This is a genomic window from Paraburkholderia sp. GAS199 (genome assembly GCF_050436585.1).
Classification (GTDB): Bacteria; Pseudomonadota; Gammaproteobacteria; order Burkholderiales; family Burkholderiaceae; genus Paraburkholderia.
On record NZ_JBNDMM010000005.1, the window covers coordinates 294,482 to 306,822 of the forward strand.

Genomic DNA, 12,341 nt, shown 5'->3' on the forward strand with positions numbered 1-12,341 from the left:
CATGAAACGGCGCGAGGCTTTCGGGTTTGCGCGCAGCGCCTCTGCAAGCAGCGCGCCGCGGCGTGTCGATCGAACGCTTACTGGATGATGCGCGTCACACCGCGGCCGCGCGGATCGGCGGCGGCGTCCGGCGTATCGCCGTTGACCTTGATCGCCTGAATGTCGCCGCTGAAATCCTGACCCTGCAACTTGTAGCCCTTCGCTTCGATCTGCTGGGCGAGTTCGCCGTCGATCGGCTTGTACGGCTCCCAGAAAATCGTGTTCGGCGGCAACAGCTGGTGATGGAAGCGCATGGCGGCAACCGCATCCTGCAACGGCATGTTGAAGTCGTAGACGTTGTTGATGACCTGGAAGATCGACGTGAAGATGCGCGAGCCGCCCGGCGTGCCGATCACCAGCGAGACCTTGCCGTCCTTCGTGAGAATGGTCGGGCTCATCGACGAGAGCGGGCGCTTCTTCGGTTCGATCGCGTTCGCATCGCTGCCCACCACGCCGAACATATTGGCCACGCCCGGCTTCGCGGAGAAGTCGTCCATCTCGTCGTTCAGCACGATGCCGGTGCGGTCCGCCACCACGCCCGAGCCGAAGTAACCGTTGATGGTGTACGTGTTCGAGACGGCGTTACCCCACTTGTCGATCACCGAGAAGTGCGTGGTTTCGGCTTTTTCAGGCATCGACGTGCCGAGACCCGGCTGCACGCTCTTCGTGTCCGACGGCGTGTTCGGATTGACCTCGGCGGCGCGCTTGGCGATGTAAGCGTCGTCGGTCAACTGTGCGACCGGCACTTTGTAGAAGTCGGGATCGCCGAGATATTGCGCACGATCGGCGAACACGCGCTTTTCGATTTCCGCGATCAGGTGCACGTATTGCGGCGAATTGAGCGTCACGCCCTTGAAGTCGTCCGCGAGGTCCGCTTTCATTTTCAGCAGCTGGACCAGACCGATGCCGCCCGAACTCGGAGGCGGCGCGGTAATCACGCGATAGCCGTTCCAGTCGGCCTGAATCGGCTGACGCCAGACGGCCTTGTACTGCTGAAGATCGGCCTTCGTAATCAGACCGTGACCGCGCATGGAGGCGGCAATCAGATCGGCCGTCTTGCCCTGGTAGAAGTCTTTCGCGCCCTGATCCGAAATGCGCTGAAGCACGGCGGCCAGATCCGGCTGCTTGAAGTTGACGCCGTTCTTCAGGTTTCCGAAATAAGTATCGAAGTTGGTTTTGCCCGCGAAATCTTTCGCGGCGGCGTCGCGACGCGACTGCAACTGCTCGTCGACGATGAAGCCGTCACGCGCATAGTGAACTGCCGGCGCCAGCACCTGCTTCCACTTGAGTTTGCCGAAACGGCGCTGCGCCTGCCACATACCGTCCACCGTGCCCGGCACGCCCACGGCGCGATAGCCGAACAGGCTCATGCCCTTGATGACCTCGCCTTTGTCGTCGAGATACATGTTGCGGGTCGCGGCCAGCGGCGCGCGCTCGCGGTAGTCGAGAAAGTACGGCTTGCCGTCGACGTAGAGCGTCATGAAACCGCCGCCACCGATGTTGCCCGCTTCCGGATAGGTCACGGCAAGCGTGAAGGCGATGGCGACGGCTGCGTCGACGGCGTTTCCGCCTTCCTTGAAAATCTGCTCGGCGGCGTCTGCGCTGTATTTGTCGGCGACGGCAATGGCTGAAGCGGAGAGTACGGCCTGTTGCGCTTTGGCGGGTGCCTTGGCGAATGCGGGAGTGGCTTCGAGAAAGCCCGTGGATACGGAAACGAGTGCGACGATTGCGAGTCCGCTAGCGGACGTTCTGGCGTGTTGAAACAACTTCATTGACTATCCCCCAAGACGATTCTTTCATCCGACGATAATTCGAGCTGTCTTGGGCTTATATCATGGCCGGCGACGCGAGGCCAAGCCGCCGCACGAAAATGGTGCATGCCGCGGCGCACAAAACGCGGCAACAGCCTTTCGCGAAAATCGGGTTTCGGTGGGATTTGCAGCGCAATCAGGCCGTTTAAAGCGCGGGATTCGCTCTCTGTGCGGCGCATCATGCGCCGCACTCAGGCGCGGCCGCGGCTTCCGCGAGCGATCTCGTCGCCCGCGTCCTGCGGCAAACGCGCCGTGACCGGAATCGAAAGAAACGAGAACAGGCCGACCGCGAGAAAGGCCGGCCAGAAATCCGAGAACACGATGCTCGTATGACCTTGCACGTTATGCGAGATCTGCAGCACGATCCCGGCGATCGTCACGCCGAGGCCGAGCGAAAGCTGCTGGATCACGCTCGCGACACTGGTCGCGCGGCCGACGTCGCGACTCGGAATATCGGCGTAGGCCAGCGTGTTCAGCGACGTGAATTGCAGCGACGGGAAGAAGCCGCCGAACAGCACGACGAACCAGATCAGCCAATGCGGCGTGCCCGGAAAGAACAGGCCATACACCGCGATTGCCAGTCCCGCGCAACCCGCGTTGAACATCAGCACCGTACGAAAGCCGAAGCGGCCGAGAATGCGCGAGGCCGCCGCCTTCATGAAGATCGAGCCGAACGCAGACGCGCAGGTAATGGAACCGGACTTGAACGCGGTCATGCCCAAGCCTTCCTGCAACGCGAGCGGCAGCAGAAACGGCACGGCGCCGAGACCGATGCGGAACAGCGAGCCGCCCACCACGCTCGCGTGAAAGCTCGGAATGCGCAACAGCCGCAGATCGAGCACGGGCTTCTCCACGCGGTTCGCGTAGAACACGTAGAGCACCAGCAGCACGACGCCGAGCACGCACATGCCGAGCGACGTTTTGTTCGATACCAGTTCGCCGCCCACCAGCGACAGCCCCAGCATGAACAGCGATGCGCCGCTCGCCGAAAGCACGAAACCGGTCCAGTCGAGCCGGCCGGGATGCGCCTCGCGCACGTTGGCGATGTGCTTGTTGGCAAGCCAGATGCCGAGCAGCCCGATCGGAATGTTGACGAAGAAGATCAGCCGCCAGTGCAGATACGTCGTGATGAAGCCGCCGAGCGGTGGACCGACCACCGGTCCGAGCAGCGCGGGGACTGTCAGGTAATTGACCGCGCGGATGAAGTCCGACTTCGGCACCGAACGGAAAATGATGATGCGTCCGACCGGCACCATCATCGCGCCACCGATGCCCTGCACGAAACGCGCAACCACGAACATGCCGAGCGAAGTGGACGCCGCGCACATCAGCGAACCCGCCATGAAGACGCCGATGGCCGTGCGGAACACGGTGCGCGAACCGAAGCGGTCGGCCACCCAGCCGCAGATCGGGATGAACACGCCGAGGCCGATCACGTAGGCGGTGACGGCGAGCTTGAGTGTGATGGGATCCTGACCGAGGTCACGCGCCAGAACCGGCAGCGAGGTCACGATGACCGTGCCGTCCACGTTTTCCATGAACATCGCGCACGCGACGATCAGTGGAACGATGAATGCGCCTAAAGCCAGAGGCATTGTCAGGAGAGACCGGGGACGCCGGGGGAAGATGGTGAAAAGCCGCCCGAAAGCGGCTTCCCATGCGATGCTGATTCGCCAATTGCGTTGCCGACGCGTGGCAACACATCTGGCAACACGACCGGCGACCGGGCTTTCGCCCGGCAGCCTCAACGCGATGCGCTGACGAGCGGTTGCAGTTGCGGCAGGATTTCCGCGGCAGCGCGGGCGACGTCGTTCGGGAAGTCGATTTCGATCCACGGCGCGCCGGTCACGTCGGCCGTATCGAACACCTGGCTGCGCTCCAGCAGCAGGTCGCGCACGGCTTCTTCGTGCGGCATGTTGGAGCGGCCGCTCTCGACGTAGCCCGCCACGATCTGCGCGAAACGCTGCGCGGTTTCATCGCGGAAGCGGAAGAAACCCACCGATTCCCCGATCGTGTCGTAGTCGAGATTGACGGCCAGCTGCTTGCGAAGCTCGACCGGCACCCCGTCTTTCAGACACAGCTTGACGGGTTCGTCGCCGGCTTCGAAGTCGCGGTCGATCAACAGACGGTTGACCGTTTCGCCCGCCACCAGCGCGTTCAGAATGCGTTCGTCGTAGAGCACGTCGGCGTCCATCAGCAGGACATCGCCGCCGCGTGTGAGCGCGTCGGCCACCGTATGCACCGTCAACACGCTGCCCAGATCGAAGCGCGTGTTGATCACCGTTTCCACCGCGTGCGGCCAGTTGATGCGCTCCAGTTCCGCCTGCACCGATTCCGGCTGGAAGCCGAGCGCCAGCACGACGTCCGTCACGCCGGCGGTTTCGAGCATCTGCAGATGCCGTTCGAGCAGGCTCATGCCGTCGAACTGCAACAGGCATTTCGGGAACTGTGCCTGCGGCGGTTGCTGGAGACGCAGGCCGAGGCCCGCTGCGAGGATGATGGCACGCATGCGCGGTCCTTTCAAAAAGACGGATTAATCGGCAATCGAAACACGCCCGAGAGCGCGCCGCCGTTGCCAGCTTCGTTCGCTGAAATGCAAAACCAGCAGACCGGGCAAGCCTAGCAGGATTTCACGTGCGCGCTTGGCGAGCGACAACGCCAGCGCGGCATCGGGCGGCAAACCGACGAGCGGGGCGAGCAGCAGATAACCGCCCTCCTGCACGCCGAGCGAACCCGGAATCATAAACGCTGCGCCGCGAATTGCCTGCCCCAGACTTTCCAGCAGAAGCGCGTCGACCCAGTCGACCGGATGACCGAGAAAGCGCAGCGCGAGCCACACTTCCACCGTTCCGACGATCCAGCCGAGCAGGCTCAGCAGAAAGCTCACCGCGACGCGGCCGCGTTCGCGGTACATGGCTTGCACGGCGGCATCGACGGCTTCGGCGCGCGTCATGAGCGACGACCAGTCGCGCTTGCCGAACAGCCGCGACACCACGCCGAGCAGCTTGCCGAACAGGCCGCGCCGCTGCGCGTAATAGAAGCCGACGATCATGGCGCCGAGCACGCCGGTGGCGATCAGCGTCGCGGTCTGCAGATCGTGCAGCGCGCCGTGCGCGGCGTAGGCGCCGAACAGCAGCAGCCCGGCGAGCGCAAACAGGATTTGTGCGAGCGCCTGCGCCGTCGTGCTGACGGTGATCGCCGCGGCGGCGTCGCGCATGCGCATGCCACGCTGCGACAACTGGCGCACCATCACGACAGGTCCGCCGATCTGGCCGGCCGGCAAAAGACTATTGACCGATTCGCCGATCCAGCGCGCGAACAACGCGTCGCGCAACGAGAGCGCGCGCGGCGCGCCGTCACGTTGATCCTGGAACAGCACGGAGATGGCGCCCGCGTCCAGCACGAGCGGCACCACGTGGAACGCCGCGACGAGCGCGAGTCCCCAGCCGGCTGCGAGCAAGGTGGACGCGACCGAACCGAAACCCTGCCACGCGAGCAGTCCGACAAACAGCGCCGTCCCGATCGACAGCAGAATCAGGGCAGCGCGACTCATGCGCGATCCTTGCCGCGTGACGTCATCTGGCGGAACACCTGACGGAAACCGAAGTACGCAATCGCGTCCTTCATGTTCGAGATGAAGCGGCGCCACGGCCGCATGTTCGGATCGGTGACGTATTCGAACGTGAGCGACACGCGCATTTCGTTCGGACCGGCCGGCGTGATGCGATGGCGCAGTTTGTCGCCGTCGAAAAAGACCAGGCCGCCCGGCGGAATCTGCACCGAACCCGGTTGATCCGGCACGTCCGGATTGCGGGTATGAAGCTCGTAATCGAGTCGGCACGACGACTCGTCGATCACGCCGAGCAGCAGCGTGTAGCGGCGGCCGTCATAGTACGAAGTATCGTAGTGCCAGCCGATATGGTCGCCCGGCCGCGTGTAGTAGTAGAGCGCGTAAGCGTGCGGATCGTCGGCGGGCGAGACCTGCAGTTTGTCGCCGCTCAGCTGCTCGAGCCAGCCGATCAGTTCCTTCGAGCGATACAGCTCGGCGATGAACGGCGCGAGCTGGTCGATGGTATGGCGGCTCACGCTGCCGCCCTGCTTGTGGCCCGGCAGATAGTTGCGGTTCACTTCGTCGAGCAGCCCGCGGGCGCTCTGCACGAGTTGCGCGGTGACTTCAGGCGCGAGGAAGTCTTCCATGTACAGGAAGTCACCCTGCGACGCGAAATCTTTGCGCAGGCGCGGATTGTCGAAAGCGCGGGTACGGCTTGCGACAGCCTGATCGGCATTCGGCGCCGGGGTGGAAGCAAACGCGGAAGCAGAAGCAGAAGCGGAAACGGCCGGCGACATGCCCGGCACGTGTGCAGCGGAAACTGGCGAGGCCACGTCGTTTTCGGCGTGCGTACTCATTCACTGGCCCACATTTGACTGGTTTCGGAAGCTTTGGCGGTGACCGCCGGACGGGCCGCGCGGCGCGCGACACGCCAGTAATCGACCATGACCCACACGGCGAAGAGCGGCGCGCCGATCGAGGCGACCACCACGAAAGGCAGCACTACGCTCGTCAACGTCACGATGGGAAGCAGGTACAGCACGTCTTCGGTTTCGAATCCGCCCACCGATGCCTGCTTCGTGCCCGCCTTGCCCGCCATTTCTTCGATGCGCATGCGCAGGAAGAAAATCAATGCGATCGCGACGCCGGCCATGGCACCGAGCCAACCCGGTGCAACAGTCAATTCCCCAAAATGCGCTAATCCTGCACCGACCCCCATGCCGATGAACAGCGCAACGGTCACAATCGCGTCGCACGCAAGGTCGTAAAAATGACCGATACGGCTCGACTTGCCGCCGATGCGCGCGAGTTCACCGTCCGTGTGATCGACGAAGTTCGACAGGACGATCAGGAAGGCCCCGGCATTGGCCCAGGCGAACCCGCCGTGAGCCAGACACAGCGCGCCTGCGAGCCCGATCAGCAGACGCAGTGTGGTCAGGTGATTCGGTGTTACCCACGTGTTCACGAGTGGCGTAACGAGTCGGCGGGCGAGCCGCGCATCCCATGTTCTGGGCGGCGGAACGTTGATTGGAGTTTGCGGTCGCGAAGTCATAACCCGGAAATATATACGGGATCGAAAAAGATTGCTTTCTTCCCGCACGTTTCTTTGTGATTGCACGATTACCGACGCGTGGTAAGTGGAAAGCAAGATTTGCCGAATCAGGATAAAGTGCGAAGCCAGTTGCGCCTGTCACGCCTCATCGCTCGATGCGCAACGTTCTGCTGGGCCGCGCTCTCGCGCCGCCGCCCGTTGCGAACACACTACATCGATTCGATCACGGCTCGCCGTTCATGCACATGAAACGCTTCTTTTCGTTGGTACTCCTTGCACTCGCTGCCGCGGTGTTTCCCCTGACCATCCAGGCCGCCACGCTCGACGCACCGCTCGTCTGCAACGAGAGTGGTCATCAGTTCATCGCCGACCTCGCTCAGCAGCAGTTGATCGACCCGAAACCGATGCGCGTGGAAAGCAATTCGATCAACGCATTTTCACCGGCCCACGGCGCCGAACTCACCGCCTTCGGCTTCCGCGTATTCGCGGTGGTCGGCTATGAAAAAGACGACCCGATGTTTCGCGTCGGCGACGGCGAGCCGGTCGCGCGTTCGGCCTATGGCGTAGTGGTGTTCGGCGGCGAGACGAAAGTGCAGAACGCGATCGCGGACGCCGGCAGCACGGCCATCGTGCATCGTGTCGCGCCGCTCGTCACCGCGATTTTCTGCAAGCGGAGCTAAGGCGTAAGCGCAAGACCGCTTCGCTTCCTGCTTTCACGTTCTAACCGCCCGCCCTACTGCCCAACCCATCAACCCGGGCGGCGAAACTCGTTCTCCACCCACGCCGCCGCGCTCGCCTTGCTGAGCTTGAAATTCGGTGCGACCTGCACTTGCGCCAGCTGTTCGCCGAAGGTGTCGAGCGCCGTGAGCAACGCGTAGGGCTCGATTTCGTCCGGCACGATGTCGAGCGTGATGTCGAGTTCGTCGTTGCCGTCCGCGGTCGCCACGCGCACTTCCTTGTGCAGTTGCGCACGCAGTTGCTGCTCGTGCCGGCGCAAAACCTCGGACGCGGTTTTCACCAGCGTATTGAAGGCCGACGTATCGAGCGGCTTGGGATCCTTCTTGTTGCGGCCCATGGTCCACGGACCGACCAGCGCCGGTTCCGCCTCGCCATCCTTGATCATCTCCACCGCCCAGCCTTCGTCGTCCTCGTTCTTGATGACGCGCGCGGTCCAGCCGTCGTCGCGCCACAGACGCGCTTCGTGCTGCGTCTCGGGCTCAGCGTGTTCGACGTGGTCGGCGTGCTCGATCCCGGGCGCGCCAACCGGCGTGCCTTCCGTCGTGATATCGGTAGCGGCGTCGGACGATGGGAGGGAGGGTTGGGTCATTACAGGTTTACTCACGGTCGCAGGGCAAAAATACTTCTCGAACGCGCAATTCTACCTGCCTCGCACCGCTCGAACCCTGCCCTATGACGATCGGACAAGTCACGGGCCATCGGTCCGTCCGACAGTGACCGCATACGGCCTTTAATGCAAAAACCCAAAGCCGGATAAAAAAAACGCGGCTCGAAAGCCGCGTATGAGAAAAAACAAGAATGAAAAAGACAACCCCTGGTCGAGGGATAAACCCATTGTATAAGCGCGAATCACGCCGAAACACAACGCAATCCGGAACAATGATTTGCCGAAAAGCACGGCAATATAAATTGAACCAATTCCATTTTATAAATCATCCAAAACTCGCGCTTTCAGGCCGTCGCAAGCCAGCAACACAGTCGAATTGACATGACAACCCGCCATTGCCGGCCTCGCCTTTTTCCTCTTTATTTACGAGCACTTGCATCGCCCGCTCGCATCTTTCCTAATTCATAAATTCATTCTTGCGTTAATCGCAGTTATAGCGCGAATTAGCGGGAATACACTGCGCAGCGAGTTGCCGTCGAGAGCGCCATCCACGCAATCCATCGTATTGACGGCATTCACCGCAATTCGCTTCTCCACGCACAGTTTCGGAGTGAACCACCATGAAAAAAACTCTCATCGCAGCGGGTCTGCTCGGCGCATGCGCCATCAACGCTCACGCGCAAAGCAGCGTAACGCTCTACGGCACACTGGACGCCGGCCTCGTCTACTCGAACAACCAGGGCGGTCATAGCAACTGGCAGCAAGGCAGCGGCTCGGTGTCGAACACCTACTTCGGCTTGCGCGGCAGCGAAGACCTGGGCGGCGGTCTGCACGCCATCTTCACATTGGAAAGCGGCTTCAATCTGAACAACGGCCGCTTCTCCGAAAACAACACGATGTTCAACCGTCAGGCTTTCGTCGGTCTGAAGAGCGATCAATACGGCACGCTGACGCTCGGCCGTCAGTACGACTCCGTGGTCGACTATCTCGCGCCGCTCTCCGAAGCGGGCGCGGGCTACGGCAATAACCTGGCCGCGCATCCGTTCGACAACGACAACCTCGACAACTCGTTCTCGGTCAAGAACGCCGTGAAGTACACGAGCGCTAATTACGCCGGCCTGAAATTCGGCGGCCTCTACGGCTTCAGCAACTCGGCCGGCCAGTTCTCGAACAATCGCGCGTGGAGTGCCGGCGCTTCGTACGACAACGGTCCGCTGAGCGTAGCCGCCGCCTACCTGCAACTGAACAACTCCGGTAGTGCGAACCTCGGCGGCGCAGTGTCGCAAGGCGATGGCACCGCGGCCGTGGCGGCCAATCTGCAGCGCACGTTCGGCGCGGGTATCAACTACACCTACGGTCCGGCGACGGCCGGCTTCGTGTACACGCACACGCAACTCGACGGCATCACCGGCGTGGACGTCGGCGGCGCGACGCTGCCGGGCGTGGCCGGCACCAATCTTCATCTCGACAACTACGAGCTGAACGGCAAATACGCGCTCACGCCGGCACTAAGTCTCGCCGCGTCGTACACGTTCACGGACGGCAAGATGTCGGGCTCGAACGGCTCGGGCGATCCGAAGTGGCACACCGTCTCGCTACAAGGCGACTACTCGCTGAGCAAGCGCACGGACGTCTACGTGGAAGGCGTCTATCAGCACGCGTCGGGCGAACTCGGCAACTTCGGTTCGAACGTGGCCGCGATCAACACGCTGGCGCCGTCGAGCACGGGCAACCAGGTCGCCGCGGCCGTCGGTCTGCGTCATCGCTTCTAAGCCCGCGCTTCTAACCCACGTTTCTAAGCCCGCGCTTTTAAGCCCGCTCGCTGCACGCGCGGTGACCCACCGCGCCGTGCAGAAAAAACCCGCGCCCGATCGTGCACGGGTTTTTTTCATCGCAGATACGTTCGGTTACGAAGCGCGTGACGATTCCAGCAGGCGCCAGGTATACTGAGTCGCGCTGCCTTCCTCGCTGCTTCTGCGCGGCGGCTGAACGGCGGCTTCGTCGCGAAGCACGACCTCATACGCAGTTGCGTCGCGTTGCGCTTCGCCCGCGCCCCAAGTTCCCGCACCTGACCGGGGACGCCGACGACCGGACCATGAAACGAATCTTCCTTGCTGTTCCCGTTGTTGCACTCACCGCCGCACTCGCCGCTTGCGGCTCTTCCAGCGGCCCCGCCCGCGACGCCTCCTTACCGCTGGTCTACGTGTCGTCGCAACGTACGCCGGCCTACATCGCGAACTGTCTGCAGGACCGCCTCTCGCGCGTGCGCGCGTCGAGCGTCGGCGGCGCAACCGAACTGGCCGTCGGTTCCGATTCGAACAACTCGTATTTCGTCACGCTCACGCCGTCCAACTCGGGCTCCGTCATCAAGGTAATGCATCCCGCGAATGCGCCGGACGATCCACCCGAGCCGGAAATGCGTTTCGACATTGCACGCTGCGCGACCTGAATTTTTAATCTCGCTGTCGGGCTGTTGAAGGCCACGCCGATGCGCATTTTTTTATCTTGCGCATCGGCTATTTTTTTATCGACGCATCTGCGAACATAGCCGCCCTTTGTGTTTCGGGCGGCACGTTCAGCCGCGAGTTTCGATGGCATCCAGCAAGGCACATCACGCGACGGGTTTCGCCGCCGGCGCAATCGCGGCAGCAATCGTCGCGCGCATCAGCGGTGGCGGCGAATTTCATTTCGGCGTGCTGCTGAGTTTCATCGCCGGCGTGGCGGGAAGCACCGCGCCCGACTGGCTCGAAGTGGCGTGGTGGTCGCGCGCGCGGCGTCTGTGGATCACGCATCGAACCCTCACTCACTGGGGCGTGGGCTGGCTCGCGCTACTCGCGTTTTCCTATCACTGGCTGGGTCATTCGCTGTATGCCGCGCCCGCTTTCGGATTCGCGTGCGGCGGGCTGATGCATCTGCTCGCGGATTGGCCTAATCCACTCGGCGTGCCGTGGGTCGCGGGCCGTCATTCGCTCAATTTATGGAACAGCGGCCATTGCGATCTGATCGTCGTCGCGGCGTCGTGGGCGGCGGCGTGGTTCATCGGCCAGCACGTCTGGCTGCACGGCATGAGCGGCGCGTCGATACTGCATTACCTGCGAACCAGTTGAGGTGATCCCGTCGCGTCAGGCTTTCGCGGCCGCGTAGTTCGCGGGCGTGACGCCGAGCAATCTGACGAACGCGCGCGTCATGTGACTCTGATCGGCGAATCCCGCCGCCGCTGCGGCGTCCGCCAGCGGCGTGCCGCGTGCGATCAACTGTCTTGCGAGCGCCACCCGCCGCTGCATGCGATAAGCGTGCGGCGGCAAACCGGTTTGCTGCGCAAAACTTCGCAGCAACTGGAAGCGGCTCATACCCGCATCGCGCGCGAGATCGGCGAGCGTCAGCGGAGTGACAGGGTCGTCGTCGATACGCGCCTTCGCTCGCGCAACGGGGCTCGATGCTTCGGCGAAACGCGGCCTCGCATTTGCCGTGGCGTGATGCCGCAATAGATAGCCAAGCAGGTCGAGCAGGCCCTCTTCCTGCACGAGATTATCGAGCACACGAGGCGCCTCGACCGACACCGCAAAGACGCGCTCGAACAGCAGCTTCAACGCCGGATCGTGCGTAACAGGCCGCGTCAATTCGATGCCGCGCGCGCCCGCCTCGCCCAACTCGCGCGCCGCGGCTTCCACCAACGCAGGTTCGACGTACATCATGCGCCACGCGCGTCCGCGCTCGTCGAGCGGACTGCCGTCATGCACTTCGCCGGGATTGACCATGATCGCGTCGTTCGCACGCGCCTCGACCACGCCGCATCCGCTCGCAGAGCGATGACCGCCGCGCACGATCACGCCGATACCGTAGCGATCGTGTGAGTGACGGGGAAACGAATGCGCGGTTTCGGCGACGGTGGCCTCGACGCCGACGAGCGCGCAACGAGGCATGAGGACGCGGCCGCGTTGCATGGATCGGCGCCTAACCGAAATGCCGCACGCGGCGCGCGGCCGCGCAGGCCGGCCGGCGAGCGTGTCGGACGGCGCGATCGGAGCGACCGGCGCGATCGAC

The 12,341-nt window shown here is 63.0% G+C and carries 12 protein-coding genes; 4 read left to right on the forward strand and 8 right to left on the reverse strand.

The genetic code is table 11. The features are described 5' to 3' along the window. Window positions 1-77: 77 nt before the first annotated feature. The 6 genes from ggt to P3T18_RS20860 all read right to left on the reverse strand — a co-directional run bounded on the left by ggt (window position 78) and on the right by P3T18_RS20860 (window position 6,952). On the reverse strand, window positions 78-1,811 hold the full coding sequence (gene ggt / locus P3T18_RS20835; protein ID WP_429301852.1) for a gamma-glutamyltransferase: 1,734 nt from the start codon (window positions 1,809-1,811) through the stop codon (window positions 78-80). Window positions 1,812-2,041: 230 nt separating this feature from the next. Beyond that, window positions 2,042-3,445 (reverse strand): MFS transporter, encoded by a 1,404-nt coding sequence (locus P3T18_RS20840; protein ID WP_429301853.1) that lies wholly within the window; start codon window positions 3,443-3,445, stop codon window positions 2,042-2,044. 149 nt (window positions 3,446-3,594) lie between these two features. Then, complete coding sequence (locus tag P3T18_RS20845) at window positions 3,595-4,359, reverse strand: NTP transferase domain-containing protein (RefSeq protein ID WP_429301854.1); 765 nt, start codon at window positions 4,357-4,359, stop codon at window positions 3,595-3,597. Between the two features lie 24 nt (window positions 4,360-4,383). Next, window positions 4,384-5,403 carry a flippase-like domain-containing protein gene (locus P3T18_RS20850; RefSeq protein WP_429301855.1) on the reverse strand — a complete coding sequence of 340 codons (1,020 nt, stop codon included), beginning with the start codon at window positions 5,401-5,403 and terminating at the stop codon, window positions 4,384-4,386. Next, a complete protein-coding gene (locus P3T18_RS20855) occupies window positions 5,400-6,257 on the reverse strand; it encodes a HalD/BesD family halogenase (RefSeq protein WP_429301856.1) in 858 nt (285 codons plus the stop codon). The genes P3T18_RS20850 and P3T18_RS20855 overlap by 4 nt, the downstream gene beginning before the upstream one ends. Continuing rightward, a complete protein-coding gene (locus P3T18_RS20860) occupies window positions 6,254-6,952 on the reverse strand; it encodes a CDP-alcohol phosphatidyltransferase family protein (protein ID WP_429301857.1) in 699 nt (232 codons plus the stop codon). Before P3T18_RS20860 ends, P3T18_RS20855 begins: the two co-directional genes overlap by 4 nt. Before the next feature lie 245 nt (window positions 6,953-7,197). Between P3T18_RS20860 and P3T18_RS20865 the strand changes: the two genes are divergently transcribed. Then, window positions 7,198-7,632: a hypothetical protein gene (locus P3T18_RS20865; protein WP_429301858.1), complete on the forward strand. Its 435-nt coding sequence runs from the start codon at window positions 7,198-7,200 to the stop codon at window positions 7,630-7,632. A gap of 68 nt (window positions 7,633-7,700) precedes the next feature. On the opposite strand, the gene P3T18_RS20870 is transcribed toward P3T18_RS20865, so the two are convergent. Then, entirely contained in the window at window positions 7,701-8,279 is a 579-nt protein-coding gene (locus P3T18_RS20870) for a hypothetical protein (RefSeq protein ID WP_429301859.1), read from the reverse strand. Window positions 8,280-8,917: 638 nt separating this feature from the next. Here P3T18_RS20870 and P3T18_RS20875 point away from each other — a divergent pair. From P3T18_RS20875 to P3T18_RS20885, 3 genes are all read left to right on the forward strand, one after another. Then, window positions 8,918-10,069, forward strand: a complete 1,152-nt coding sequence (locus P3T18_RS20875; protein WP_429301860.1) for a porin — start codon at window positions 8,918-8,920, stop codon at window positions 10,067-10,069. A 323-nt stretch (window positions 10,070-10,392) separates the two neighbouring features. Further along, a complete protein-coding gene (locus P3T18_RS20880) occupies window positions 10,393-10,746 on the forward strand; it encodes a sugar ABC transporter ATPase (RefSeq protein WP_429301861.1) in 354 nt (117 codons plus the stop codon). A 142-nt stretch (window positions 10,747-10,888) separates the two neighbouring features. Continuing rightward, complete coding sequence (locus tag P3T18_RS20885; protein WP_429301862.1) at window positions 10,889-11,404, forward strand: metal-dependent hydrolase; 516 nt, start codon at window positions 10,889-10,891, stop codon at window positions 11,402-11,404. A gap of 15 nt (window positions 11,405-11,419) precedes the next feature. Here the strand turns inward: P3T18_RS20885 and P3T18_RS20890 are convergent, their stop codons facing one another. Then, window positions 11,420-12,241, reverse strand: coding sequence for an AraC family transcriptional regulator (locus tag P3T18_RS20890; RefSeq protein WP_429301863.1), 822 nt, complete (start codon window positions 12,239-12,241; stop codon window positions 11,420-11,422). Between the last annotated feature and the right edge of the window lie 100 nt (window positions 12,242-12,341).

Excerpts from the sequence above, each read along its gene's own strand:
- P3T18_RS20865 (WP_429301858.1), top strand. The coding sequence starts at position 7,198 with ATGAAACGCTTCTTTTCGTTGGTACTCCTTGCACTCGCTGCCGCGGTG.
- P3T18_RS20860 (WP_429301857.1), bottom strand. The coding sequence starts at position 6,952 with ATGACTTCGCGACCGCAAACTCCAATCAACGTTCCGCCGCCCAGAACA.
- P3T18_RS20845 (WP_429301854.1), bottom strand. The coding sequence starts at position 4,359 with ATGCGTGCCATCATCCTCGCAGCGGGCCTCGGCCTGCGTCTCCAGCAA.
- P3T18_RS20875 (WP_429301860.1), top strand. The coding sequence starts at position 8,918 with ATGAAAAAAACTCTCATCGCAGCGGGTCTGCTCGGCGCATGCGCCATC.
- P3T18_RS20850 (WP_429301855.1), bottom strand. The coding sequence starts at position 5,403 with ATGAGTCGCGCTGCCCTGATTCTGCTGTCGATCGGGACGGCGCTGTTT.
- P3T18_RS20840 (WP_429301853.1), bottom strand. The coding sequence starts at position 3,445 with ATGCCTCTGGCTTTAGGCGCATTCATCGTTCCACTGATCGTCGCGTGC.
- P3T18_RS20890 (WP_429301863.1), bottom strand. The coding sequence starts at position 12,241 with ATGCAACGCGGCCGCGTCCTCATGCCTCGTTGCGCGCTCGTCGGCGTC.
- P3T18_RS20880 (WP_429301861.1), top strand. The coding sequence starts at position 10,393 with ATGAAACGAATCTTCCTTGCTGTTCCCGTTGTTGCACTCACCGCCGCA.
- P3T18_RS20855 (WP_429301856.1), bottom strand. The coding sequence starts at position 6,257 with ATGAGTACGCACGCCGAAAACGACGTGGCCTCGCCAGTTTCCGCTGCA.
- P3T18_RS20885 (WP_429301862.1), top strand. The coding sequence starts at position 10,889 with ATGGCATCCAGCAAGGCACATCACGCGACGGGTTTCGCCGCCGGCGCA.
- P3T18_RS20870 (WP_429301859.1), bottom strand. The coding sequence starts at position 8,279 with ATGACCCAACCCTCCCTCCCATCGTCCGACGCCGCTACCGATATCACG.
- ggt (WP_429301852.1), bottom strand. The coding sequence starts at position 1,811 with ATGAAGTTGTTTCAACACGCCAGAACGTCCGCTAGCGGACTCGCAATC.